The 26,137-nt window shown below is 68.7% G+C and carries 16 protein-coding genes; 9 read left to right on the top strand and 7 right to left on the bottom strand.

What is annotated here, in order from left to right:
- Window positions 1–23 precede the first annotated feature (23 nt).
- The 3 genes from C1Y63_RS08875 (at window position 24) to C1Y63_RS08865 (ending at window position 3,941) form a co-directional block, all read left to right on the top strand.
- Window positions 24–248: a hypothetical protein gene (locus tag C1Y63_RS08875; protein WP_106016100.1), complete on the top strand. Its 225-nt coding sequence runs from the start codon at window positions 24–26 to the stop codon at window positions 246–248.
- A gap of 230 nt (window positions 249–478) precedes the next feature.
- A complete protein-coding gene (locus C1Y63_RS08870; RefSeq protein WP_106016099.1) occupies window positions 479–1,975 on the top strand; it encodes an amino acid permease in 1,497 nt (498 codons plus the stop codon).
- 511 nt (window positions 1,976–2,486) lie between these two features.
- Entirely contained in the window at window positions 2,487–3,941 is a 1,455-nt protein-coding gene (locus C1Y63_RS08865; protein WP_106016114.1) for an ATP-binding protein, read from the top strand.
- A 115-nt stretch (window positions 3,942–4,056) separates the two neighbouring features.
- Here C1Y63_RS08865 and C1Y63_RS08860 read toward each other — a convergent pair whose 3' ends face one another.
- From C1Y63_RS08860 to C1Y63_RS08835, 6 genes are all read right to left on the bottom strand, one after another.
- Window positions 4,057–4,686, bottom strand: coding sequence for a hypothetical protein (locus tag C1Y63_RS08860; protein ID WP_146128914.1), 630 nt, complete (start codon window positions 4,684–4,686; stop codon window positions 4,057–4,059).
- Between the two features lie 313 nt (window positions 4,687–4,999).
- A complete protein-coding gene (locus C1Y63_RS08855; RefSeq protein ID WP_106016097.1) occupies window positions 5,000–6,739 on the bottom strand; it encodes a siderophore-interacting protein in 1,740 nt (579 codons plus the stop codon).
- A 96-nt stretch (window positions 6,740–6,835) separates the two neighbouring features.
- Window positions 6,836–13,717, bottom strand: a complete 6,882-nt coding sequence (locus C1Y63_RS08850; protein ID WP_106016096.1) for a condensation domain-containing protein — start codon at window positions 13,715–13,717, stop codon at window positions 6,836–6,838.
- Between the two features lie 186 nt (window positions 13,718–13,903).
- The gene (locus C1Y63_RS08845) at window positions 13,904–14,920 is read right to left on the bottom strand and encodes an ABC transporter substrate-binding protein (protein WP_106016095.1); all 1,017 of its coding nucleotides are present in this window, start codon (window positions 14,918–14,920) and stop codon (window positions 13,904–13,906) included.
- Window positions 14,921–15,079: 159 nt separating this feature from the next.
- Window positions 15,080–16,672 carry an amino acid adenylation domain-containing protein gene (locus C1Y63_RS08840; RefSeq protein WP_146128913.1) on the bottom strand — a complete coding sequence of 531 codons (1,593 nt, stop codon included), beginning with the start codon at window positions 16,670–16,672 and terminating at the stop codon, window positions 15,080–15,082.
- Between the two features lie 92 nt (window positions 16,673–16,764).
- Window positions 16,765–18,051 carry a SidA/IucD/PvdA family monooxygenase gene (locus C1Y63_RS08835; RefSeq protein ID WP_158256131.1) on the bottom strand — a complete coding sequence of 429 codons (1,287 nt, stop codon included), beginning with the start codon at window positions 18,049–18,051 and terminating at the stop codon, window positions 16,765–16,767.
- 96 nt (window positions 18,052–18,147) lie between these two features.
- On the opposite strand from C1Y63_RS08835, the gene C1Y63_RS08830 reads away from it, so the two are divergent.
- The 5 genes from C1Y63_RS08830 to C1Y63_RS08810 all read left to right on the top strand — a co-directional run bounded on the left by C1Y63_RS08830 (window position 18,148) and on the right by C1Y63_RS08810 (window position 23,297).
- Window positions 18,148–18,852 carry a GNAT family N-acetyltransferase gene (locus C1Y63_RS08830; RefSeq protein ID WP_106016092.1) on the top strand — a complete coding sequence of 235 codons (705 nt, stop codon included), beginning with the start codon at window positions 18,148–18,150 and terminating at the stop codon, window positions 18,850–18,852.
- The gene (locus C1Y63_RS08825) at window positions 18,849–19,889 is read left to right on the top strand and encodes an iron ABC transporter permease (protein ID WP_106016091.1); all 1,041 of its coding nucleotides are present in this window, start codon (window positions 18,849–18,851) and stop codon (window positions 19,887–19,889) included. Before C1Y63_RS08830 ends, C1Y63_RS08825 begins: the two co-directional genes overlap by 4 nt.
- Window positions 19,886–20,959: an iron chelate uptake ABC transporter family permease subunit gene (locus C1Y63_RS08820; protein WP_106016090.1), complete on the top strand. Its 1,074-nt coding sequence runs from the start codon at window positions 19,886–19,888 to the stop codon at window positions 20,957–20,959. The genes C1Y63_RS08825 and C1Y63_RS08820 overlap by 4 nt, the downstream gene beginning before the upstream one ends.
- A complete protein-coding gene (locus tag C1Y63_RS08815) occupies window positions 20,956–21,840 on the top strand; it encodes an ABC transporter ATP-binding protein (RefSeq protein ID WP_106016089.1) in 885 nt (294 codons plus the stop codon). The genes C1Y63_RS08820 and C1Y63_RS08815 overlap by 4 nt, the downstream gene beginning before the upstream one ends.
- Before the next feature lie 218 nt (window positions 21,841–22,058).
- Complete coding sequence (locus C1Y63_RS08810) at window positions 22,059–23,297, top strand: Fic family protein (protein WP_158256130.1); 1,239 nt, start codon at window positions 22,059–22,061, stop codon at window positions 23,295–23,297.
- 21 nt (window positions 23,298–23,318) lie between these two features.
- On the opposite strand, the gene C1Y63_RS08805 is transcribed toward C1Y63_RS08810, so the two are convergent.
- Window positions 23,319–24,782, bottom strand: coding sequence for a nitronate monooxygenase (locus C1Y63_RS08805; protein ID WP_158256129.1), 1,464 nt, complete (start codon window positions 24,780–24,782; stop codon window positions 23,319–23,321).
- A gap of 375 nt (window positions 24,783–25,157) precedes the next feature.
- Here C1Y63_RS08805 and C1Y63_RS08800 point away from each other — a divergent pair, with 375 nt between their 5' ends.
- Window positions 25,158–26,135 carry a Fic family protein gene (locus C1Y63_RS08800; protein WP_106016086.1) on the top strand — a complete coding sequence of 326 codons (978 nt, stop codon included), beginning with the start codon at window positions 25,158–25,160 and terminating at the stop codon, window positions 26,133–26,135.
- Window positions 26,136–26,137: the final 2 nt, after the last annotated feature.

The following is a 26,137-nucleotide window of genomic DNA, read 5'->3' as shown; positions in this document are numbered from 1 at the left end:
ATGCGCGAGAAAGGATGAGTGCCGTGAAGTACCGCGTCGACACCAGTATTTCTGCCCGCACCCGACACACCGCCATCACCATTGGCTGGATCGCCATCGCCATGAGTCTTGTGGTGCTGCTGTACACGCTACTGCGGTGGGACACTGCCTCCTGGTGGCTGAAAATCGAAGCCCCGCTGCAAATCCTCCTCGGCGGGTGGCTGATTCACGACAACCGCTGGCAGCTGGCCCACTACCCGCACAGCTAGGCCACAGGCCGACACGCCACCTGACCCCTTTTTCGCAGTCCCGCACCCTGAGCTCCTCCGGCCCGCACGCACCCGTCACCGGCGCGTGCGGGCCGCGTCGCGTTTTTCAAGGGGCTGTGCCGATGTCCCTGCTCGCGCGTCGCCGCTGGATACGCGGGCCAAGGATTTGCTGCCCGCCCGCTGTGCGGGACTACAATAAGCGGCGAATTAAGCACTTCTAAAGGAACATCATGGATTCTTCATCTTCTGTTGGGGTGGGCGTGACCGCCACCGCCGACGACAGAAAACTGCGGCGCTCCCTCAAGGCCCGCCACATGTACATGATCGCCATCGGCGGCTCCATCGGCACCGGCCTCTTCGTCGCCTCCGGCGCGACGGTCGCCGACGCGGGCCCCGGCGGCGCCCTCCTGGCCTATGCCCTCATCGGCTTCATGGTCTTCCTGCTCATGCAGTCCCTCGGGGAGATGGCCACCTACATCCCCCTGGCCGGCTCCTTCGGCGAATACGGCCGCCGCTTCGTCTCCCCCAGCTTCGGCTTCGCCCTCGGCTGGAACTACTGGTACAACTGGGCCATCACCGTCGCCGCCGAACTCGCCGCCGCCGCCCTGGTGATGAAGTACTGGTTCCCCAACACCCCCGGCTGGATCTGGTCGGCCGTCTTCCTCGCGCTGCTCTTCGGACTCAACTCGCTGTCCGCCCGCGCCTACGGCGAAGGTGAATTCTGGTTCGCCCTCATCAAGGTCGCCATCGTCATCTTCTTCCTCATCCTCGGCGTCCTCATGATCGCCGGCATCCTCGGCGCCGGCTCCCCCGGCTTCAGCAACTGGACACTCACCGGCCCCGGCGGCGAACAAGCCCCCTTCGTCAACGGCGCCGCCGGCATCCTCGGCGTGTTCATGATCGCCGGCTTCTCCTTCCAGGGCACGGAGCTCGTCGCCGTCGCCGCCGGCGAGGCAGAAGACCCCGACCGCAACGTGCCCAAAGCCATCCGCACCGTCTTCATTCGCATCCTGCTGTTCTACATCGGCGCCATCAGCGTCATCGGCTTCCTCATCCCCTTCACCGACTCCCGCCTGCTGGACTCCAGTGAAGACAACATTGCGGTCGCCCCCTTCACCCTCGTCTTCGACAACGCGGGCATCCTCGCGGCGGCCGCCATCATGAACGCCGTCATCCTGACCTCCATCCTCTCCGCGGGCAACTCCGGCCTCTACGCCTCCACCCGCATGCTCTACTCCCTCGCCAAGAGCGGCCAGGCACCGAAGGTCTTCGCCAAACTCAACAGCCGCGGCGTGCCGCTGCCCGCCCTGCTGGCCACCACCGCCATCGGCGCCGCCTGCTTCATCTCCTCCCTCATCGGCGACGGCGCCGCCTACACCTGGCTCGTCAACGCCTCCGGCCTGGCAGGCTTCATCACCTGGATGGGCATCGCCTGGTGCCACTACAAGTTCCGCAAGGCATTCATCGCCCAAGGCCACGACGTCAACGAACTCCCCTTCAAGGCGGCCCTGTTCCCCCTCGGGCCGATCGTCGCCCTCATCATGTGCGCCATCGTCGTCGCCGGCCAGAACCTGGAGGTCTACACCGGCAACATCGAACCCGGCACCCTGATTAGCGCCTACATTGGCCTGCCGCTGTTCCTCGCCCTGTGGTGGGGCCACAAGCTCATCACCAAGCAGCCGGCCATCGCCCCGCAGGACGCCGACCTCACCCGCGACATGCACTAACACGCACACCCGCGCCACGTGCGCTGCACCGGCACTGCACGCATCCTTCCGACGCCGACCCCGTGGACTCCACACCACAGGGTCGGCGTCGCCGCATTGTTGCACGGCTGCACCGCACAGTTGCCCACTTCTTCCCACAGCTTCACACAACTTCCCACTCGGGGTGTGATGTTGTGGGAAGCTGGCGAGAGAAATCGCCCATACACCGCGTTTGACCTGCGGGAATCAACTTCCCATAACTTCCCACATGAGGTGTGAGGTTGTGGGAAGCTGGACTGCGACACCTGCGAAAGCCCAGTTCGCGCTTCGCGCGGAGGCCACTCACTCGGCGCAACTTCCCACAGCTTCCCACCGCGGGTGTGAAGTTGTGGGAAGCTGGAAGGCACAGTCCGCCACCACCCCGCCCACTCAGGCAGAATGCCGCCACCCCGCCACCGCCTTGCGAGGAGACCCCATGGTTGCCGCCAACTTCGACCCCGGCCCCGAGTACTCCACCCCGAAGATCCCCGCCATGGGTGCCGAGGTGCTTGCGGCAGAGATCATCGCCACAGTGCGGCGCAGCGGCACGGACGACCACGCCATCGAGGTCAAAAGTGGGGTGGGCAAGTCCGTCCTCGACACGCTCAGCGCGTGGTCCAACACGGCGGGCGGCTACCTCATCATCGGGCTTGCGGAAGGCGATGGGGAATTCCTCCCCGTTGCCGACTTCGACGCGAAAAGCCACCGCGATAAGCTGCTCAGCCGCTGCCAGGAACTCACCCCCATGGTGCGCCTGCAGGTCACCATCGTGACCGTCAGCGACGCGGCCGGCACCTACCCGGTCCTCCTTGCCTGGGTGCCGGAACTCCCGCCCCGCCTCAAGCCCTGCTTCGTGACCTCCCGGGGCCTCTACCGAGGCTCCTACCTCCGCGTCGGCGATGCCGATCACCTCATGAGCAACTATGAGATTGACCGGCTCATGGAGGAACACACCCAACCCCGCTGGGACGAGATGCCCGTCGACGGCGCCACCGTCGACGACCTCGACCCAGCCATCCTCGAACCATTCCTCCAGCACGAGCGCCGCGCCCGACCCCGCACCTTCGCCGACGGCACCGACCGCGCCCTCGAGCGGCTCCGGATCACCAACCACGGTGTCCCCACAGTCGCCGCGATCGCCACCATGGGCATCTATCCCCAGCAATACCACCCCCGCATCGGGGCAGTGTTCTGCCGCTACCCCGGCACCGATAAGGCCACCGCCCCCGACGGGCTGAGAATGCTCGACAACCGGCAGCTGACCGGCAGCATCCCAGAAATCGCATACGAGGCCGTCCAGCTGGTCACCGCCCGCATGAACACCGCAGCCGTCATCCAGGGCATCTACCGGGAAGACATCCCCGACTACCCACTCGTTGCAGTGCGCGAAGCGATCGTCAACGCCCTCATGCACCGGGACTACTCCCCCGAAGGGCTCGCCAGCCCCGTGCAGGTCAACCTCTTCGCCGACAGGCTCGAAATCACCAGCCCCGGCGGGCTCTACGGCACCGTGACCCTCGCCAGCCTGGGCCGGGGAGAACAATTCTCCACCCGCAACCTGCGGCTGGCGAACTTCCTCGAGATCATCACCTGGCCCGGCGGGCACGGCGCCCTCGCTGAAAACCGGGGCACCGGCTTCCCCATCATGGAAGCCGAACTCGCCCGCGCCAACATGCCCGGCGTCGAAGTCCGCAGCACCCTGACAAGCTTCACCGTCGTCTTCCGGCGGCGACGCGTCGTCGCGGAAGAACACCACGCCACCGCCCGCGACATCGTCCTCCACCACCTGCACGCCAACGAATCCTTGAGCGCCGCCGAACTCATGGCCGCCACCGGGCTCAGCCGCTCCGCCATCCACAGCGCACTCGGCGCACTCATCGCCGAACAGCTCGTGGAACGCACCCACCCGCCGCGCAGCCCGAAGCAGCGCTACCGGCTCACTCAATAAAAAAACCTCCCCACCCCTTGAGGCGCTGCCACCACACAAAGCAAGTGGTTACAGGACACAAGGATGGGGAGGCCAGCGCCCCCAGCAGGGGGCGCCCACGCTCACTGACGTGAGGCTACTTCTTGCACAGCACCGGGGTTCCCAGGGCAGCGCCCCTGCTTTCCACGGGGCGGCCAGACGCGTCGTAGTAGTGGAACTCCACGCGCAGTCGGTCAGCGCGCGACACATCGATCTTGACGGGAACAGCCTTCGAGCCACGCACCGCCAAGGGCGCGCCCACCTTCTTGCCGTCGAGGTACACCGTCATCTTCGTCGTGATATCGGTCCGATCCGGTCCGTATTCATTGCCGAACGTAGCAATCAGTTCGGTGTAGTTCCGGTCCACCGCGTATTCAGCGTAAGGAGCCACTGCATACCAGCTGTTGTAGATCGAGTTTCCGTACTCGCGCCCCTGCAGCTTGACGTTCCAAGCGCCGGCTACACCCGATCCACGGAGATACACATCGCGAAGGGAGACTGCGTCGCACCCGGCGACGGGCTTCCCGCCACCGCCGCCACCGATGGTGACGGGTGCGCCGTTGCCGCCGCTGCTGCTGCCGAGATTGCCCACGGCGCCACCGATGACACCGAACAGCGCAATCAAGGCACTGATGACAGCCACAGCCTGCTTCGCAGTCTCGGCCCAGTTCTGACGGGCAAAATCAGCCAAAATCTGCTGCATTGCCCTCAAGGAGAAGGTGCGCATACGCTCGCCTTTCGAGGGGGTTGGTGGCACCCAACTCCGGGGTGGGGCCACAAGGAAACAACTTTGCAGCAAAAGAGTAGACCCCCCCCGACAATTCAAGCTTTCCCCCTAAATAGGGGTAGGTGGGTGGCGAGGACTCCTCCTCACCCACCCCGCGCACCGGCTCTCGTAGGAACCCACGAGGCAGCGACGACCACCGTGAACGTGCCCGTCGGCACGAACACACGCATCGGCGCGACCCCCACCAGTGCCGACGCCGATGCCTCACCCCAGGGCAACAGCCATGCCGGTGCCGGCAGTTCCCCGCCAGGGTTTAGTGGGCGTCGGCGCTGCGCTCCCCGAGGAGCATCAAGTGCAGCACATGCTTGCCCCAGCCCACCGGGGTATCGGCGGCGATGGCGTAGCCCGCATCCGCCGCCACGCGTGCCACATCGCGGGCCGTCGGCACCCGAGCACCGGTGGTGCACAACAGCACAAGATCCTTTTCGTAGTCGTGCTCTTCGCCGCCCACCTCGTGAAGGATGTCGGTGACGACAACGAGGCGCTCTGCACGCACCCCGGCGATGAGTGCCGTCGCCTCCGCGGCCGGCAGGTGCGTGAGCGGGTCGACGAGCAGCGCCACCTCCGCCGGGATGTCTGCTTGATCGGTGGTCTCCACGTGGGCGTGAACAAGCTTGCGGGCCAGTTCCTCCTGGTAGACACCGGCACCCGGACCCGTCACAGTGATGCGGCCACCCTGTTCGGCGGGCAGGCGGGTTGCGAGGTGCGCGGCCACAGCGGGGGCCACCCAGCCGGCCTCCACGTCGGCGCGGGGCGACGCGACAGGCGCCGCCGGGGTGAGTTCCCCGCGCAGGGCCTGCACCAGGTCGACCAACGCCAGGTCCTGGAACCCGAACGGGGAGCCCAGGAATTGGGCCACCATGCTCTCCGGGTCGGCGAGCTCCCCACCAAGGGCAGTCGTACGGACCTGCGCCTGGGGTTGTTCCTCACTCGGCGGGGTGTACTCCACCAGCTCCAGGGTGTGCAGGAACCGCAGCAGCCGGGCCAGTTCCTCCGGCGCGACACCCACATCACTCGCCAAGTCCTCCACGCTGCGCGGGGCGGACAGGTGCCGGAACACCCCCAGCTGCACGGCCGCCCGCAGCGCCAAACCGGGGGCAACCTCCGCGAGCTCGAAGAGCTGCATCATCATCGCGGTGGCCGCCCGCGGGCGGCCCTCCGCATCACGGGTCGGGGTGACGTCGCGCCAGTAGCCGGTGAACTCCGCATCGCCGCGGGCAATGTGGAAGTCTTTCACCACCGCCCGGCAGCGCTTGAGCTCACCGGCCTCGCCGGCCACCCACACGTACGCGTCCACCTGCTCCCCGCCGCCCTGCAGGGTGCGGATCTCCTCCAGGGCTGCACGCAGCCCCTCAGCAACATCACCCTCCCTGGGTGCGCGCACCCACCGCACCTGCGCGTGCGGCCCGTGGACGAGATCATGGATCGCGGCATCCTCACGGACGGCGATCACCGCCCGGCAGGGCACTGACTCTGCCGCGGACTCTTCCAGGAAACGCGCAATCGCCGGCAGGGCCGTCTCGTCGCCGGCGACAACGACCGCGCCGCGGTGCACCGGCAGGGAGGAACTCATCTTCGGCCCCGCGATATACACCCGGTCGCCGACCTGGACGTTCTCCGACCAATCCTCCGCCAACCCTTGGGCGTGGCGCGCGAAATCAATCGTCAGCTCGCCCGCCGCAGCATCGAAAGCCCGCACCGTGTACGTGCGGAACAAGTCGTTGAGGCCCGGCGGCCACGCCAAGTTTCCGTCGCCCAGCACCACCGGCGCCGGTCGTTCCCCCGTCGCCGGGTCCGGGAACACGATCCGCACATCATCATCGAAACCGGCACTCACCAGCGGCGGCACCGCGTAGCCCTCATAGTCGTAGCCGGCAAGCTGGGGGCCGGCGAACACCACCCGCCGCAGCAGCGGCGTGATGTCGTCAACGCGAACGACCTCCAGGTCGCGGAGACTGATCGGGAAAATGTCCATGGTGCGGCTCGTGCGCATAGTTCTTCACTGTCCTTTACAACAATTGAATCGTGGGGTGAGTCGTGGGTCGGTGTGCAGCCGGGATGGCTGCGGGGTGGGCATACGCGACGACTGTCAGCTGGTCGGGGCCTCCTTCACGAGCGCATCGTCGAGGGCACCGCAGCCGCGCAGCACATCGATGACCTGCGCCCAGCCGTGGGCGCGCACCAGCTCCAGATGGTCGAGGTCAAGCCGCTGCGTGCGAACCTGCCCAATCCCGGGTTCCTGCCGCCACGCGCCCGCCGGATCCCAGCCCGCATCATGGGCGAACTCCGCCGGGGTGGCTTCCACGAGAACAACGTCGCCCTCGTAGGTGGAGGCAGCCACCGGGTGGGCGGCGAAGAACTCGATCGCTGCGGCGTACTCCGGGGCGTGGGCGACAAGCCGCGCCACGTCCATAACACCGGGGTGCTTACCCGCCGGGTAAGCGTCAAGAATGCCGAGCAAATCGACCGCGTGGCCGCGTGCCTGCAGCAGCCCCGCCACCCGGTGAGCGAGCCCACCGCCATAGGAGTATCCCAACAGCCGGTACGGCCCCTCCGGTTGGGAGGCCAGCATCGTATCCACGATGCCGTCCGCCAGGGCGGATTCGTCCCTCACGGCGGCGCAAGCCTCCGCAGAGCCAAGCTGGACAGCGCGCACCGGGCAGGTCACATACGGCACCAGGTGCACAAAGGCACCGGCTTCCCCATCGATGCCGGGCACACACCACACGGGGCGCGCGCCACGCTGCCCCGACGCCAGCGTGACCGCCTCCCACAGCGCCTGCTGAGGTGCCCCGAGGCGGGCGGCCAAGGCCCGCGGGGAAGGTGCCGCAAGAATGTCCTTCATATCGACAGTCACGCCTGCTTTCCGCAACCCCGCCAGCACACTCACCGCCGCGAGAGAGGAACCCCCGGAGGCGAAGAAATCCGCCGCAGTATCCAGGTGCTCCCGGCCGAGGGCCGCCGCCATGACTGCGGCAATCAGGTCCACTGAGGCACCGGCCCCTTCCCGTGGTGTTGCGGCTGGCATATCGGCGTTCATCTCGGCCGGTTCCATCGCCGAGTGCGGCGCGGCCGCCGGGGTGTCCGCAGGCTGCCGCCACCCCGTCAGGACCGGATCAAGCTCCTGGGACAGCTGCCCCAGGGTTGTCATATCGGGACGGCAGAGCGCCTCCACCACGCGGCCCAACGATTCCGCACAGGCTCGCGCGAAGTCTCCCGCCACGCGCCGCGGGTGATACGCCAACACCACCTGAAGATCGTCTGCGGGCGGGCACACGACCGTCATGGGGAAATGCGTGCGCCCCTCCGCGGCGATCCCCACCACCCGCACCGTCGGGGTGACGAGTTCCGGCTGCGGGTAGTTCTCGTAGACGACAGCGGAGCTCAGCAGCCCCGTGATGTCCGGCACGCCAACGGCGGCAGCGATCTCCGGGTAGCTGGTGTGCTCGACCTCGGCGCGCAGTGCCGCCATCTCGCTCAGCGTACGCACCGCCTCGGCGATGGTGACCTCCGGCGCAAGCTGTGCGGCGCTGAGTTGCACCGGCACCGTGCTGATCATCATCCCGACTGTCTCCATCGCCTCCGGCACAGCCGCCGGTCGACCGTTGACAGTGAGCCCGAAGGACACCGGCTGTCCCTGCAGCCCGGCACCGCGCAGGGTGAGTGCCCACGCCAGCTGCACCAGCGCGCTCGGGGTCGTTCCCAGCTCCCGGGCACGTGACGCCGCCGCCGCGGCATCCACTCTCACGGCCTCCAGGACCTCCTCGACTGGGACGTCGTCCGACTGTGGCGGCGCAGGTGCACGCCGGTCGACCCGCCAGGCACCAGCAGCATTCGGCAGCAACTGCCGCCACGTCGCCGCAGCCCCAGGCGCCGGGGTACGGCAATACTCCGCGCAGCGTGCCGGATCACCAGCCGGCGGCAACTGGGGTGCCACCCCCACAGCGTCGCCGTGCAGCAACGCCACCAGGTCCCGCAACACAATGCCGGAGGACCACCCGTCGGTGAGCACATGATGGGTACCCATGACGAGTTCCATGACCTCCTCACCGTCCACGCTCGGCAGCTGCACGCACGTCACGGCCATGAGAGGTCCGTGCTCAATATCGATCCGCCGACGACCAGCGTCCTCCCGCACCCGGGCAGCGAGTCGTTCCGCGAGGGCCTCCGGCACGGCGCGCGCATCAATGTCCTGCCACTGCCACAGTGGAGCTTCCGCGATGACGAACACAGGTTCCGCGCCGGCGGTGAGGCTGACCCGCGCCCCCATCATCGAGTGCCGCCGCAGCAGCGCCTCCAGGGCACGGCGCACCCGGGTGGGGGTGAGCGCGCCGCGCAGGCGAATGCCAACGGCCACCACATAGTTGTCATCCTCGCCTGCCGACAGGGCGTGGAACACCAGCCCCTGCTGCGCAGCCGTCATGGGGACCACGGCCCGCACCGGCCCCTGCTGTTCCAGGGCCGCAAGCTCGTCAACGGTCATGTCGACAGCACCCACATCGGCGGGAATGCTCACCCGCTCACCGCGCAGGCGGGCGGCAATGTAGTCCTCGGCGGCATGCGCCCAGGCGGACACGAAATCATCGGCGGCGGCGCTGACGCTGGCGGCCGCATGGATCTCCACGCTGGGGCGAGCACCGGTCCGCACGTTGATGGTGAGTTCTTCCGTCGCCGCACGCTGCGGCGGGTGCACCACCCGGAATCCTCCGCCCGCCTGCGGCGGCAGCACATTCACCACGATGCGTCGCGAGGACGCGTCACTCGGGGTGGGGTTTCTCCGCGCGTGGCGCACCCGCGCCACCGCCCTCGCGGGGGTGCCCTCCGTGAGCTCCCCGAGGAGACCCAGGTGGTGTTCCTGCGTCATCCAGCCCGCCACCCCAGCGGCGCTCACGTCATCCCGCCCGTGGTGCTCCACGGCAACGGCCCAGGTCTCTGCCTCCGGCGGAAGCAGCCGCCGCGCGGCCATCGCCGCGGTCGCAATCACAACGTCCGCGAGCCCGGCGCGCCGGTCGCCAGCCACATCCACGGCGCAGGCAAACAGGTCAGCGGGAAGATCCTCCCGGATGGTGTGGACTGCGCCGCTGCGCCGCAGCGGCGGCGCAGACGCACGAGCGCGCGCCACCAGAGCGGGCCGCAGCTGCCCTTGGGGGAGCTGGGCGACACTGCCGGCGAGGGCAGCGCGGACGGCTTCTCGCACCAGGGGCCACGACACGGCATCCACGGCCATGTGGTGGACGGCCAGCACGCAGCGCCCCCGCGTGAGATCAACACCCAGCTGCCACAGCACACCCGCCGCCGGGGCCAAGCGGGCGCAGAGCTCGTCGGCGGTGACGTCGTCAGACACGACAACGCAGCGCGCGGACGCAACCAGCGGTTGGCGGGGCACCAGCACCCGCAATGGACCCGGCCCGGCATCGGGGAAAACGGCCGCGACGGAATCGGAGTCGCTGACAACCATGCGCAACGCATCCACCGTGGACATGACCCACTCGGCGGCCTGGTGCACCTGCTCCAGGTGCCGCGGTCCCGGCAGGTCGAAGTCTTCGACGAAAGCGTAGCCGGTCCAGCCGGCCATGTCGCCGGAGGCTGCGAACTGGGTCGCCGCCACCCCGCCGGGTGGGGCCACACCAAACGGCAACACGCCCGCCAGCGCGTCGCCCTCCCGCAGTGCACTCGACGTCCCCGCCGAGGTACGGCCGACAGGGACGCCGGCGCTGGACGTCGGCACGGGCTGGCCTGCCGCGGCCACGATGTCACCCAGCGGGCGCCCACCCAACAGCGCCTTCGGCGTGATCGCCACGCCGCGGGCGCGGCAGCGCGTCGCAATCGTCAGCGCGGCAATGGAGTCCCCTCCGATCTCCTGCAACGACAACTCTGGGGTCACCGCAGCCCGGGTGCAGCCCAGAACATCCGCGATGATGCTCGCGCACTCCTGCCAGCCCTCCGGCAGGACCGCAGTAGGCGCTGCAGTCGCGGCTTCAGCGGTGGAGTCCGCGGCCGGGGTCGGCTGTGCGAGCATCTCCTCAGCCCTGCGCTGCACGGCGCGCAGATCTCGTTTCCCGCTCGGCAGCAGCGGAAGCTCCTCGCACACCAGCACCCGGGGGCGCGCACGCACAGGCAATGCGTCCTCCACGTGGCGGCGCACAGCCTCCTCGACGTGGCGCGCAGCCTCCCCAGCACTTGTAGCGGTGGCGGATGCGGCGGGCACCACGCAGGCCACGATGGTGCGGCCGACGAGGACACACGCGGCAGCAGCAACCCCGGGTGTGGCTGCCACCACGGACTCCACCTCTCCGAGCTCGACGCGTTGCCCGGCGAGCTGCACCTGCCGGTCGAGCCGGCCCAGGAACTCCACGCCGCGGCCCGGAATACAGCGGCCCAGATCACCGGTCCGGTAGGCGCGCTGCCCAGGGCGACGCGGATCGCACGACACCGTGATGAAGCGTGCTGCTGTCTCTTCCTCGCGGTGGCGGTATCCACGCGCCAGCTGAGGGCCCGCCAACAGCAACTCCCCGGGCTCACCATCGGGCACGCAGCGGCCCGCAGAGTCCACGATGTACACGTCCATCCCGGGCACAGGCCATCCCACAGTCGGGGTTCCCGGAGTCACGCGGGCGCACAGCGCATCGACGGTCGCTTCACTTGGCCCGTACATGTTGAACGCCGCCACCGGGTGCTGCGGGTCCACCGCAGCCGCGGCGAGGGTGTCCCACAGGGGCTGCGGGAGAGCCTCGCCACCGCAGACCACCACCTCCAGTGAAGGCACTCGCAGCAAGCCCGCATCGCAGAGGGCCGCGATGAGTGACGGCGCGCCATCCATCACGGACACGCCGTCAGCGGCGCACGCCTCGACGAGCAGATCCGCATCAGCCATAAACTGCTGCCCGTAGACCACCACATCATGCCCGTCGAGCACCCACAGCAGCTGGTCCATACTGGCGTCGAAAGTGAACGAGGCGGTGTGCGCCACCACGGCCGGCGCGGTCGGCTGCCGAAACAGCCCCTGCCGGTGGGCGGCCCACAGCGATGCCAGACCCACGCGGGTCACCTCCACGGCCTTCGGTGTTCCCGTCGAACCGGAGGTGTACACCAGGTACGCCAGCTCAGCGGGAGCATCCTCACCCGCAGCCGAGGCGTCCCGTACGGGCCCGCCAGAGCTCAGTGGCGCCTGCGGCAGTTCATCAACAACGAGCGCGGGCTGCGCGTCCCCCATGATGGCGGCACGACGCCCGGCCGGCAGGTCCGGATCCAGCACCACGAAGCAGCGGCCGGCCCGCAAGCACGCCAGGATCGCTGCGGCGAGCTCCACCCCGCGGGGCATCGCCAACCCCACCATGGAGGCGCGCGGGCAGGCGGCACGGAACACCTCGGCGGCGCGTTCCACGGCCTGCCCCAGGGCGACGGGGTCCCAACGCTGGGCAGGTGCCCCCGGGGTGGGATCCACCAGGGTGCCAGCGCGACCCGCGACGAGGCGAGCCACGGCAGCATCCCAGTCCCGCAGCGCCTCCTCAACGCTCCCTGCAGGTGATGTGCTGCGGCCATCCAGCACCGCGCACACACCAGCGTCAGCCGCACCTTGTGCGTCAGCGCTGCCCGCGGGCGCGTGCCCACTATGCAGGTCCACGTCGTCGACAGTGCAGGTGGAATCCTGGACAAAGGCGCGGAGGAAACTCACCAGTGTGCACAACCGGGATTCCGCCAACACCGGCGGCACCCGCTCCGGATCAGTCTCCAGCCCGAGGCGCACCCCACCCCCAGGTGCCGGGGTGATCACCACCCCGTAGTCCTCCGGCGGACCTCCCGCCACATTCCGCAGGCGCGCCGCGGCGTCACCAAAACGGAACGGCAGATCGAAGGCTTTGAGGTTCACACCCGCCCCATGCAGGTAGTCGGCGACGGGGCGTTCCGGTACGAGGCGGGGCAGCGACTCGCCCCGCAGTCGCGTGTGTGGCCCAAGCGCGCGGAACCGGGCAGCCGTCGTGGCCACAACCTCGCGAAGTGTGTCCTGGGGATTGATCTGCAGCACCAACGGCACCACGTTGACCGCCATGATCGGGGTCACTTTGAGCGCGCTTTCCGGGCGCGCCATGACGGGAACCGCCAACACCACCAGATCGTCATCCCCCGGAGCCGCAGTATCGGCCGCAGCGGACTGCAAGGCCTGCACCCGCCGCATGTACGCCGCCACGAGCGCGTACATCACATCCACCCAGGTGGCCCCCAACTCCACCGCGTGGGAACGCAGCGCCCCGAACTCCTCGGCAGCGAACTCCACCGTCGTCGTCCACGTGCTGCCGGCACCGGCGGTCGCGGCGCGCTCCCGCACAGCGTTCCAGCGGGCGCGCCGATCATCCGCAGGCAGGCGCAACAGTTCCTCGCGCCAGAACTCCGCATCGGCGGTAGCCTGCGGCCCCGCCTCATACGCCTCATCCAGATTCACCACGTCGGCCATGGTGGCCGCCGGCAGCGGGGGCAATGGCGTGCCCGCGCAGAGATGGTTGTAGCGGTCTTGCACCCGCTTGGTCAGCATCACTGCCGAGTACCCATCAACAATGACGTGATGGTACAGCTGCACCACCCACGTCTGCCCCGGCAGCTGGAGGATCTCGTAGCGACACAAGGGCCGGTCGACGAGTTCCCGCGCGGTGGAGGCGAACTCCGCACGGAGCGCATCGACGAGTGCGTGCGCCGTCACCTCTGGTTCAGCCTCGCCGCGAAGGTCGATCACCTGCGGCGCGGGGTGCGCCACCGGTCCGACCTGCTGCACATACTCGCCCCGATCATCGTGCTGCAGCCGGATCCTCAGCGCCTCGTAGTCCTCTTGGACGCCCACGAGAGCTGCGGCGAGTGCCCCGCACTCCACCTCGCCTGCGATGTGCAGCACCTCGCCCACCACGTAGTACGGCGAGGTAGGGTCCAGCAGCTGCGCGGAAACAATGCCGCGCTGCGCGCCGGTGAGGGGAAGCGTCATAGGGGTGGAAGCATCAGGCACAGCTACCTCGCAAAAGTCAGCAAGCAGAAGAGAAAACACACGCGCGACCTGCCCGGGCGCCACCCCGGGGGACAGGTCGCGCGCGCCCCACCGCCAAACATGACTGTCGGCAGTGGGGCGCGCGAAGGAAAAACAGTGGGCGGCACTGCCGCCCCACACAGGGGCTTAGCCCTGGGCAGCCTTCTCCAGCTGCGGGGTGACCTGCTCCAGCACCCAGGCGCGGCTCAGGGAGGTCGGGACGTTCAGGCCGGCGACGACAGCCTCGTTGCCGGAGTTCGTCGCACCGCTGGTCACCTGCGGCAGGGCATCGTAGCCCGGGGTGGCCTCCACCTCGGCCATGTCGCCACCACGGTTGTAGATGACCATGAAGTCAGCGGCCAGCAGGCCCACGTTCTCCGGGGAGAGGGTGACGCGGCCGTTCTCAATCGGCACGCTGCCGTCGGTCAGTGCCTGCGGGAAGGTCATGCCCAGGTCGTAAATGAAGGAGGCACCCGGCTCGGAGGGGTCGGCCACAGCACCGAAGCTGCCACGGGCGTACTGGGAAACCACACCGGTCTTGTCCTTGAGGCCCGGAAGCTTCTTCTTCATCTCCTCGAAGCGCTCCTTGTCGGCGGCGATAACCTTGTCCGCCTCGGCTTCCTTGTCGAAGATGGTGCCCAGGGCCTTGATCTGCGGCTTCCAGCCGATCTCCTCACCGCTGGTGCCGATACCGCCCAGGGTCGGGGCGATCGCGGACAGGGTGGTGTAGTTGTCCGGGGAGATCGACCAGAAGTCACCGACGATGAAGTCGGGGTCGACCGCGGCGATCTCTTCCTTCGGCACCGACTTGAAGTCCGTCTGGTTGATGATGGTCACGCCGTCCAGGCGGCCATCACGCCAGGGGCTGTTGACATCCTTCGGGGTCACAACCACCGCTGCCGGGGTGATGCCCAGCTCGAGGAGGTTATCGATCGCCGGGCCGATGGCGACCACGCGGGAGGGGTTCTTCTTGTAGGTGTCCGTGCCGCGGGCGTGCTCAATCGTGACCTCGCCAGCGTCATTGGTCGCGGACTGGGCGGCGGCAGCGACGGAGGAACCAGCGGCCGCAGCGTCGGTCGCGGCATCCTCAGCCTTCGAGCACGCCGTCAGCGTGAGGGAAGCAACCACTGCGGTGGCGAGCAGGGGGCGAATCGCACGATTCATGACATGGAGTCCTTTCACAAGGAGATCAACAGTGATGAGTGAGGCAAGGCGACCATGCTGAGGGTGCGCTTGGCATCAGTACTAGCTAACGGTCTGGGTTTTAGTTCCGCAAGGGTTCACCGAAAGTTGTGTCCCATCTAACACCTTGGAGAGAGTTCCTCATCCCTCCTCCAGCGCGGCACATGCCGCCGCGAGCAGCGCACGCCGATCACATTTCCCCCGTTCAGTGAGGGGAAGCTCCGGCAGCGAGACCCAGCGCGTGGGAATCATGTACTCCGGCAGCCGCTCGCGCAGCACCCTCGCCAGATCCCCCCAATCGGGGGTATCTCCCTGGGGAACGCAGCAGGCGATCAGTTCCGTTCCCTGCCCGCGATCGTGCGCCACCACCGCCGCCGCACGCAGGCATCCCACCCCCACCAGGGCGTGCTCGACCTCGCCGAGCTCGACACGATTACCCCGCACCTTCACCTGCTCGCCCAGTCGACCGTGATACTCCAGCAGCGCGGACGGCACCCCGTCCACATCCAGCTCGACCCACCGGGCGCGATCGCCCGTGCGGTACATCCGACCGCCATCCCGGTCGGGCGCACAGGATTCCACGAACGCCGCGCGGGTGAGCTCCGGCAGGCCCACATAGCCGGCACCGACGGCCACGCCCGCGATGCAGAGCTCCCCCACCTCGCCGGGCGCCACCTGGCGACCGTCCTCGTCAATGAGATAGACGCTGATGTTGTCTTCCGGCACGCCCAGCAAAGGCCCATCCCACTGCACCCCAGCAGCGCGCAGCGCCCCATAATCCACCCACGTCACATCCATGGCCGTCTCCGACGGCCCGTACAGTCCGTGCACTGCGCAGTGCAGGACATCCACGCACCGGTCCACGAGAGGCGCAGGCACCGCCTCCCCGCCGAGCAAAAGATGCCGCACCCCGCCGGCCGCCCGAGCAAGGTCGACCCCGGCGGCCTCCGCGTAGGAAAGAACCGCCTGCATGAACGAGGGCACCATCGACAACACCGTTACCCCGTACTCGGCAACGAGAGACAACACCGCCTCCACGTCGGAGGACACGAACTCGGCCCCGGGGATGACCACACACCCCTCAGCGGCGACAGGCCACAGCAGTTCCGCCACGCCGACGTCAAACCCGAGGGGAGCCTTGTTCACGGCGCGGAAACGCACCTCTTCGCACGCGGATGGGGTGCCGAACACATCACGCATCCACTGCAGGTGTGCGGCAACCGCACGATGCGTATTAATCGCCCCCTTCGGCTGCCCCGTCGACCCGGAGGTGTAAATGATGTAGCACTCGTCCTCAGGGCGCACGACAGCAGGTCGGGCGCTCGCAGGCACCACCGGCCGCCAGTGCACAGCCTCCAGCAGCTGCGCCCACGACACGACATCAACACCGCAGTCCGACACCCAATCAGGAGTGTCCATGCCGACACAGAGGACCGCTGCCGCACCGCAGTCTGCGATGACGTGCTGGGCACGCACCACCGGAGTATCGGCAGACACCGGCACATATGTCGCGCCGGCCAGCAGCACCCCCGCAGCAGCACCAGCGATATCTGGATGCTTGCGCGCCAGCACCACCACGCGGCGGCCCGCAACGTCACCGAGGGCATCAACAACAGCGCCGGCGAGGAGATCGACATCCCAGGCGCGGCGCTGCCCCTGGGGCCCATCCACAATGACTCGCTCCGGGGAGGCCTGCAGCGACTGCACGAGCATCGCCACCACAGTGTCCGGCACGATCGGAGTGCGCGGGCCATGCGCCCACTCACCTGTGTTTGTGACCGTGCGAGTCCACGCCGATCGGGCGGCGACCTCATCACGGGTGGCCGTCACGATGCCACCACCGGCACCGAAGACACTGACGCCGCAGACTCTTCCCCGAGTTCCACGCCCAGCCCGCCGAGCACCCGATCAGCCAACGCACCTAAGCAACTCAGGTTCGCAAACCCCGGCCCCTGCGACCAACCGGCCAAAGCCGGCACCAACAGTGGCATCCCACCGCACCACATCGTCGGCTGCAGCACCTCCGCCACTGCCTCCGGGGACAACAATCCCCCGCATTCGGCGGTGAGTTCCGCGCGGGCCTGCCCGCCAAGCAACGACAGGAACCACAGCGGATCCCCACCCCGACAATCGACCACGACGTCCGCCTCCAGCTCGCTCACCACCGCCCCTGGGCGTTCCACCTCGAGGTGCACCACCCCATCGACGGACCGTGCCCGGCGCGCCACACCCGACACATGTTCCACGGAATCACTCAAGGCCAGTGCCTCCTGAGCGCGACGGGACAGCACACCCCGATCCGTGCGCGCCAACACGGCGCGACGGGCCTGGGCATCAAACCCTTGCCAGGCTCCAGGATCCGAGTAGAGCGAGTTTTCAAACTGACTCTCCCCGCGCGAAAACGCGGTCGCCTGCGGGGACACCAACGTCAGGGAATCCACGCCACGATAGATCAACTCCTGCGCGACAGCACCTGCGGACTCCCCGCTGCCGACGAGGACCCAGCGCCCACCGGGCGCCAATGCCGCGCTGCGCTCCCACAGCTGCGCCACCGACCACACGCCAGGCGCCGTCGACAGCACATCGGTGGCAGGTCCCGGCCCGGTCACCAGCACAGCATCTGCAGACACCATGGAGCGCCGCCCGGCGGCATCCCGCACGACGCACTCCCAGCGCGCGGAGTCGACCCGCTCACAGCGTTCCACCGTCGCATGTAACACCTCCATGCCGATGGTGCGAGCCACCCACTGGAGATACTCAGCCCAGCGATCGTGTGTCGGGGCGGGTCGACCCCGATCCAGCCAGCGGGCGTAGCCCCCGGTCGCCAGGAGGAAAGACTTCCACGACACCTGCTCCAGCAGCCGATCCACCTCGGACCCGCGGTTGCCAGCAATCGCGGTGGCGTAGGGGAACCCGACGTCCTTCTCTGGCGGGGTACCCAGGTAGTGCCGCCCGTTGGTCCACCCACCCCCGGCCTGCCAGTGTGCGGCGATGCCCCGCTGCTCCACGACCGTGATCCGGGGAACCTCCCCGCCGCAGGCGCGCAGCGCCCACGCCTTCGCCGCCACCGCGACAGCTTTCGGCCCGGCCCCAATCACAACAAGTTCGCGCAAAAGGTGTACCACCCTTCCATCTTTCCGCTAGGCTATTTCACCATGCGAGCCTAGCCTAGCTTGGTTGCCCAGCGAGGCGAATTGAAAGATTTTTTTATGACTCACTCCCAAAATCCCACGTCACAGATGCCGCGCCACCCGATTCTTGCGCGCTACCTCATCGACCTGCCTGCCGCTGAGATCCCCCCAGGGGTGCCGCCGGTGCCGGAACTTCCCACACCGTGGGCCCTCGTCCCCGCCGATTGTTCGTCCAGCAGCAGCGATGCGGACCTCGTCGCCGAGTGGATGCAGCGCCCCCACCTCGTCGAAACCTGGGAACAGCCCTGGCCGGCCGCACGCTGGCGCGAGGACTGGGAGGCCAAGCTCGGCACCCCGTACGCGATCCCGCTGATCCTCCACCGGGAGGGCACGCCCGCCGGCTACCTGGAAATCTACCGCCCGCACCTCGACGAGATTCGCGGCGTGTACGCCTCCAAGCCACACGACCTCGGCTTCCACATCGCCATCGGCGACCCGGAATCCACGGGCCGGCGACTGTTCTCTCCCCTGTTTGGCATCCTGCCTGAGCTGTTGTTCGCCGCCGACCCGGAGTGTGAGGTTCTCGTCGTGGAACCCGATTACCGCAACGAGCGCGTCCACCGCGCACTACGCCGGGAAGGCTGGGTCGATTGCGGTGAGCGACAGCAACGCGCCGACCGCCGCGTGCGCCTGTTCCTGTGGGGTCGCACGCCTGAGGCGCTGGCAGGCCGCGGCGAACCCCACGACGACTCCACCGCAGCTGAGCCTGCCCCGGCCCCATGACGTCCACGACTCCGTCGGCGCACCCGTGGCGAGTACCGGGGCTCGGGATCCTCGCCGTGCTGCTGCTCCTCGGCTGCGGGCTCTCCCTCGCCTTCGGGGCCCGCAGCATCCCCCTCGACACGGTGCGTGACACCGTCACCCACCTCGGGGAAACCCTCGCGCACCCGCAGGACTACTCCCAGGACGAACGCGTCGTCGCGGAGCTGCGCTTCCCCCGCACCCTGTTGGCGATCCTCGTGGGCGCGGCCCTCGGCATGGCGGGCGCGCTCATCCAGGGGCATACCCGCAACCCGCTGGCGGACCCCGGCATTCTGGGTGTGTCCTCCGGGGCGGCGCTCGCCGTCGTGCTCAGCTTCAGTTTCTTCGGTGTGAGCAGCATCGGGTGGACTGCCGTGTGGGCTTTCCTCGGTGCCATCCTGGCGACCATTGCCGTGTTCGGGCTGGCGGCCGTCGGCGGCGGGCAAATCAACCCCATCACCCTCGTCGTGGGCGGCGCCGCGCTGTCTGCGGTGCTCACCGCACTGACGTCCTCCCTCATCCTCACGAATGAGGACAACCTAGATCGCATGCGTTTCTGGACGGTCGGCTCCGTCGCCGCCCGCCCCCTTGAGGTGTTCTTCGGGGTGCTGCCCATCATCGCGATCGCGCTTGTGGCCGGGTTGGCGCAGGGGCCAGTGCTTAACCTGCTGGGCATGGGTGATGACGTGGCCGCCGGACTCGGCGTCAACACGCGACGCGCCCGGGGTGTCGGCATGCTGCTCATCGCGCTGCTGGCGGGGGCAGCGACCGCCGCCGCGGGCCCCATGAGCTTCATTGGGCTGGTGGTGCCGCACCTCGTGCGGGTCGTCACCGGACCCGACTTCCGCTGGATTCTGCCCTACTCGGCCCTGGCGGGCGCGATCCTGCTGCTTTACGCCGATGTCGCGGGGCGGATCATTGCCCGCCCCGCAGAACTCCAGGTGGGTATCGTCCTCGCTTTCGTCGGTGCCCCGTTCTTCATGTACCTCCTCGCCCGGAAGAAGGTGAGCACCCTATGATCGGCGCGACTCGCGTGCCGGGCCGCCCCGCGCTGCGCATCGGGGGCATCTCCGCGGTGTGGCGGCCCCGGGTGCTCCTCGTCACCCTCGGATTGTTTCTCCTCGCGATCGCGCTCATGGCGCTGTCGATCGGGTTGGGCGACTACCCCATGAGCTTGGGCCGGGTCCTCCACGTCGCGCTCAGCGGGGACGGCACCCGCCTGGAAAAGCTTGTCGTGTTCCAGTGGCGGGCACCCCGGGCGCTCAGCGGCCTCGTCGTCGGCTGCGCGCTCGGCATGGCGGGCGCGCTCACGCAGCAAATCACCCGCAACTCCCTGGCCAGCCCCGACGTGCTGGGCATCACGACGGGCGCGTCGGCGATGGCCGTCACCATCATCGTCCTGGGCAGCGGCGGTGGCCTCGCCGGCTGGCTTGCCGGCGTCGGAATCCCCATCAGCGCCCTGGCGGGGGCGATCCTCACCGCCACCGCGGTGTGGCTGCTGGCCCGGCAGCGCACCATGGACGCCTTCCGCCTCGTGCTCGCCGGCATCATCATCAGCGCCCTCGGGCAGGCCTACATCAACTTCCTGCTCATCACCGCCGACGTGCGCGACGCCCAGTCCGCCAAGTTCTGGCTCACCGGCTCCCTCGGCAGCGCCACCTGGGAACGCACCCTCCCCATGGCGGCGGTGGTGCTCCTCGTCGTGCCGTTCGCCGGCTGGGTGGCGTTCAGCCTGTTGAGCATGCACCTGGGCCCGGCGCTGGCGGCGGCGTTGGGGCACAACGTCAACCGCACCCAGTTCACCCTGCTGTGCACCGCCGTCGCCCTGTCGGCAGTCGCGGTGAGCGCTGCGGGCCCTATCGGCTTCGTCGCGTTCGTCGCCCCGCAGCTCGCAGCCCGCATCACCGGCATGGCCACCCCACCGCTGTTGGGTAGTGCCCTGACAGGCGCGGTGCTGCTGCTGGGGGCGGATGCGGTCACCCAGTCGCTGCTGCCCGTCGAATTGCCCGTCGGGCTCGTGACCTCCGGCATCGGCGGCGCATTCCTTATCTATGTTCTCGTCACCACCTCCAGGAAGCACACCGTATGACCCCCGCACGCAGCCACCAGCCCGCGCCCGGCACGGCACAGCCCGGCGCGCCCGCCCCCTCGCTGCACATCACGGGCCTGCGCACCGGCTATGGGCCGAAGGCCATCATTGAGGATTTCACCGCCACCATCCCCGGCGGCCGCATCACCACCATCATCGGCCCCAACGGCTGCGGCAAATCCACCCTACTCAAAGCAGCTGCCCAGCTCCTGCCCACCCAGGCAGGCCACGTCACCCTCGGGGAGGTGGACCTCGCCCGCATGCGGCGCAAAGAGCTCGCCCGCACCATCAGCGTGCTGCCGCAAACCCCTCAAGCGCAGCCCGGGGTGACTGTCGCCGATCTCGTCGCCCGGGGCCGTCACCCCCACCAGCGGTGGATCAACCAGTGGTCCTCCACCGACGAAACAGAAGTCCACGCCGCCCTCACCATGACTGGCTGCCTCGACCTGGCGACCCGCACCATCGAGGAACTGTCCGGCGGGCAACGGCAACGCGTGTGGATCTCCATGGTGCTCGCCCAGAACACCGACGTGATGTTCCTCGACGAGCCCACCACCTACCTGGACCTGGCGCACTCCATCGACATCCTCAACCTCGTCACCCGCCTCAAGCACACTCTGGGGCGCACCATTGTCATGGTGTTGCACGACCTCAACCTCGCGGCCCGCTACTCCGACCACCTGCTCGTCATGAGGGACGGCACCCTCATGGCCGAAGGTGCCCCCACGGACATCATCACCAGTGAGCTGCTGCGCGACGTCTTCGACCTCGACGCCACCATCATCGCCGACCCGCTGACGGGCACCCCGCTCATCGTGCCGGCGGCTCCTCCCCACCCGGCCGGCGATGGTGCCGCAGGCGACACCACGCCGGCGGGATAACACCACCGCAGCCCCGGAGTGGTGCCCCCCACAAGAGCGGCTTCGAGCACACCACATCGGGTCGGAAGTGAGGGCCGGTGGGCAAAAATCCTCACTTCACGCCGGAAGTGAGGAACAATGGGGGTTCCACCGCACAGCCCCGTGGCGTGACACCACCCATGGATGGGGTGTGCGGATGGGGATCCAGCCTGCACATTCCTTGCGAAGGAGACGCCCGGATGACGGTGCCGTGGCCCACAGTGTCCACCACGTCGGTGTCGTGGGATGCCAGCGTTGCCGCGGCACCGGTGTCGCGCCGCCAGCGGGCGCGGACGCCGACGACAGTGCCGGTGGCGGTCGTGCCCACCATCGCGGATGCGGCCGTGCCCTTCCCGACGCGGCTGCTGCCCCTCGTGGAGGAAGCCACCTGCGCGCTGGTGCGGGCACGCATGAGCCCTGCGGCCGCGCCGCTGCTGCTCCACATGGAAGCACGCGCCTCCTCCGCCATCGAGGGGATCACCGCGTCCGCGCGGAAGATCCTCGAAGCAGACGCCGGCCTTCCCGGCACCCGGGATGCGGCACTCATCGCCGCCCACACCCGCACCCTGCGCACCGCACTCGCAGCACAGTGGCCCCCACGCCCCACCACCCTGCGGGCGATGCACGAGGACCTCCTCGGTGCGGAAAGCCCGGACATCGCCGGCCAGTTCCGCACGGAGCATGTGTGGATCGGTGGGGATCATGCGAGCCCCGCGAACGCCACCTACGTCGGACCAGACGCGGGCACCATCACCGCCCTCATCGACGACCTGCTGAAGTTCCTCGACACCTCGCAGTACCCGACGCTGGCGGTGGCAGCGCTTGCGCACGCCCAATTCGAAACGATCCACCCCTTCGCCGACGGCAACGGCCGCACCGGTCGGGCACTCATCCACCTCACGATCCGGGGCCGGGGCCTTGCCGACCAGGGGGCGTGGCCGATCTCGGGGGTGCTGCTGCGCGACACCCGCACCTATGTTTCCGCGCTCGAGGACTACCGGCGCGGCAACCCGTGGACCATCGTGGAATTGTTCTGCACCTGCGCGATCGCTGCCGCCGAAGCAGGCCAGTGGGCCTGCGCTGAGTTGGCCACCATCCGGCAACGGTGGGCGGAACACACCACCAGTCGCGCCGACTCCCCAGATCGCGCAGTCCTCGATCTGTTGCTCAGCCACCCGATCATCACGCGTCCCCAGCTGCACGACGCCTTCACCTCCCGCCACTCCCCCGCCGCCCTCGACCGCAGTATGGTCCGCTTGGTGAACTCCGGCATCGTAGTGGCCTCCAAGCCCGCCCGGGGGCTGACCGCCTGGCGGGCCGTCGACGTCCTCGACCTCCTCGACGAGTTCGCCACCACCGGCGGCCCGCCGCGACACGCCCATCCCATAGGCGGCACGTCCGCGGCACAGGCGTTTCCCGGCATTCCTCACCCGCAGTAGCTGCGCCCCGTCGTCGGCGTGCTACTCGTCCGCCATCAGTGCGGCAATGATGTCCACGGCGGGGGCCTCCACACCACGGGGGAACCCGGTGCCGGCCCACAGGCTCATGGCCTCCAGGTCGCCGGCCCGCTTCATGGGGGCCGTGACGTAATGCAGCTCCGGGTAGGCGGCCGGTGCCACGGCGGAGAACTCCTCCATCACGCGGTTGCTAATGCCCCGGGCCATCCGGCCGCTGAACGCCCGGGTGGTTGCCGTGGGGCGGTCCGCCCACTCGCGCAACGCCCGCCGGTGCAACGGCTGGGTGCCGGCCTCCTCCGCCCGCAGCAGCGCAGTACCCACCTGCACCATATCGGCCCCGGCGGCCCGCGCCCGGGCCACATCCGCTGCCGAGGCGATGCCGCCCGCCGCGATGAGCAGCACCCGCGACGCGTGCGCGTCGATGGCGGCTGCCGCGCAGGCCAGCAGTTCCTCCAGTGATGTCGCCGCGGTGTCCTCCTCCCAGTGGGCGTTCGCCGCCCGATGCCCACCCGCCGCCGGCCCCTGCACCACGAGCACATCCGCGCCCGCGGCAAGAGCCGCGGTGATGCCTTCCGGGCTCACGGCCTGCAGCACCACCGCTTTGCCGGCCGCCCGCACCCGCGCCAGATCTGCCGCCGGCGGGATGCCGAAGGTGAAACTCACGCACAACGCATGGCTCGCCAGCGCGACCTCAAGCTTCGCCTCGTAGTCCGCCACGTCCTCAGACTGCGGGGCCGCCGTGGGATAACCGGCAGCACCCAACCGCGCCGCGTACTCCCCGACTGCGGCGTCGCGCTCCGCCGCCGCCACCAGCCCATGCCGGGGTCCCAGCTGCGACGCGGAGGCATCCCCGCCGGGGGCCTTCGCCCGCGAGGCCGGCACAAAGAGGTTGATGCCATAGGGGCCCTCAGTGAGGTCCTCCAGTGCGGCAATCTCCTGGCGGAGGGAATCCGCCGACTGGTAGCCGCCGGCCAGCATGCCCAGCCCGCCGGCCGCACACACCGCGGCCGCCAACGCCGGGGTGGCGGGGCCACCCGCCATCGGCGCCTGCACCACCGGCACCCGCGCGCCCAGCGGATACCGCCCCCGCAGGTCCGCCACGACGCGGAACTGCACCCACACGACCTCACCGACGGCAAGCACCCCCTCAGGCGCGTCCACATACGTCTGCCAGAACGCCTCGTGGGCGGCAACATACTCCCCCAGGCTCCGGTGCCCCTCCCCTTCGGCGGCGGCCTGCGCCCAGGTGATGTCCTCCCAGGCGAGCACGTCGACTGCGGTGTTCTCCGTGAGGCACACCGGCCGGCCGAGGGAATCGACCACCACCTCCCGATCACCGACCTTTGGTAGCGGGCCAACGTACTCCGCCACCCGCGACACCGTCGCCGTCTTCGCCCCGGAGACAATGAGCTCAGCCAGCCGATCCCGGTCGGCACCACGGAACATGTACGCAGCCAAAGGGTCCATAGCCGTCCAGCATAGGCGCGCCCAGCGCATAGGGCAGGCCCGCGCGGGCACACACAGGCACCGACACCACAATGGGCCACATTCGTTCGAGGACCTCGCGCCCCATTCCCGGGCTGGGCGCTATGCTCGCAGGCACACTGCCACACCCCGCCACCGGCGGGGCCACGCCCGTGGGCCGCACCACGCACCGCATCAAGCGCAGCGTCGCGTGCCGCCCACACCACATCGAGGGGAAGTGACACACAACCATGATGGGGTGGAATCCCACAGGGGACGACAAGCGCCTGCTGCTGCCCGAGGACATTGCGGGAATCATCGACAGCCCGGCAACGAATGCCGCCGCGACGGCGCACTCCACACAAAGCCATCGGGTTCATGCAGGGCTGGTACGACCACTCCGCCGACCAGGCGACCTGCAACTGGCTGCTCGGGCTCTGGGAGGCCGCTGACTCCTCCCGGCTCGAAGGCATCCACGTCGACGACACCGACCTCTACCTCGCGGAGCGCGGTATTGTCGACACACCCGAACCCGGTGTGCCGGCAGTGCTGCGCTGCCGCGACGCAATGGAGGCCGGCCGCGAGCAGATGACTGAGCGGGGATACAGCACCTCCACCGCCATCGCGATCGCCAGCACCCTCCACGGCTACACCGCCCACCTGCGGGCAGGCTACGGCACCTACATCGGCGACCCCGCCACCGGGGAGGCCATCTACACCCCGCCCCAGGGGCGCGACGTCATCGCCGAACACCTGGCCCTCTGGGAGCGATTCATGAACGAACGCGCACGCAGGGACCCGCTGTTCGTCATGGCGCTGGGCCACTACCAATTCGAAGCGATCCACCCCTTCGACGACGGCAACGGGCGTACCGGCCGCATCCTCAACAATCTGTACCTCAGCATGATGGGCGCCCACCACCTGCCGATCCTGCCGATGTCGTGGCAGCTGGCCACCCACCAGGCCGAGTACTACCGCCGCCTCCGCCACGTCACCGAGAACGGCGACTGGTCAGGGTGGGTCACCTACATGACGACCATGACCGGCTACGCCGCGATGAAGACCACGGGCATTCTCCGCGAATTCGCCCGCGAGCGGGCATCGACAACAACCTTCCTCCAGGAGCAGCACCCGCGCTGGCCGGTCGACGACATCGTCAACCTCATCATGTCCACCCTCCTGCTGAGGCCAGACGATTTCGTGGACGCAGGCCTCGCCTCCCCGAGCACCGCACGCCGCTGGGTCAAGCAACTCCAGGAGCACAAAATCCTGCGCCGCCGCACCGTCGGCAAGACCACCTACTTCGCGGTCTACCCCCTCATGCGCAACATCTGGCGCCACCGCTTCTACTGCTGACC

The organism is Corynebacterium sp. 13CS0277, from assembly GCF_002994655.1.
GTDB lineage: Bacteria > Actinomycetota > Actinomycetes > Mycobacteriales > Mycobacteriaceae > Corynebacterium.
The sequence above is the reverse complement of the archived record's forward strand: the minus strand, read 5'-3'. Positions and strand labels throughout refer to the sequence as shown.

What these genes read in the sequence shown, in the direction of transcription:
- C1Y63_RS08860 (WP_146128914.1), bottom strand. Translation starts at nt 4,686, where the DNA reads ATGCGCACCTTCTCCTTGAGGGCAATGCAGCAGATTTTGGCTGATTTT.
- C1Y63_RS08855 (WP_106016097.1), bottom strand. Translation starts at nt 6,739, where the DNA reads ATGCGCACGAGCCGCACCATGGACATTTTCCCGATCAGTCTCCGCGAC.
- C1Y63_RS08825 (WP_106016091.1), top strand. Translation starts at nt 18,849, where the DNA reads ATGACGTCCACGACTCCGTCGGCGCACCCGTGGCGAGTACCGGGGCTC.
- C1Y63_RS08830 (WP_106016092.1), top strand. Translation starts at nt 18,148, where the DNA reads ATGACTCACTCCCAAAATCCCACGTCACAGATGCCGCGCCACCCGATT.
- C1Y63_RS08815 (WP_106016089.1), top strand. Translation starts at nt 20,956, where the DNA reads ATGACCCCCGCACGCAGCCACCAGCCCGCGCCCGGCACGGCACAGCCC.
- C1Y63_RS08870 (WP_106016099.1), top strand. Translation starts at nt 479, where the DNA reads ATGGATTCTTCATCTTCTGTTGGGGTGGGCGTGACCGCCACCGCCGAC.
- C1Y63_RS08810 (WP_158256130.1), top strand. Translation starts at nt 22,059, where the DNA reads ATGACGGTGCCGTGGCCCACAGTGTCCACCACGTCGGTGTCGTGGGAT.
- C1Y63_RS08865 (WP_106016114.1), top strand. Translation starts at nt 2,487, where the DNA reads ATGGGTGCCGAGGTGCTTGCGGCAGAGATCATCGCCACAGTGCGGCGC.
- C1Y63_RS08845 (WP_106016095.1), bottom strand. Translation starts at nt 14,920, where the DNA reads ATGAATCGTGCGATTCGCCCCCTGCTCGCCACCGCAGTGGTTGCTTCC.
- C1Y63_RS08820 (WP_106016090.1), top strand. Translation starts at nt 19,886, where the DNA reads ATGATCGGCGCGACTCGCGTGCCGGGCCGCCCCGCGCTGCGCATCGGG.
- C1Y63_RS08850 (WP_106016096.1), bottom strand. Translation starts at nt 13,717, where the DNA reads ATGACGCTTCCCCTCACCGGCGCGCAGCGCGGCATTGTTTCCGCGCAG.
- C1Y63_RS08805 (WP_158256129.1), bottom strand. Translation starts at nt 24,782, where the DNA reads ATGGACCCTTTGGCTGCGTACATGTTCCGTGGTGCCGACCGGGATCGG.
- C1Y63_RS08800 (WP_106016086.1), top strand. Translation starts at nt 25,158, where the DNA reads ATGCAGGGCTGGTACGACCACTCCGCCGACCAGGCGACCTGCAACTGG.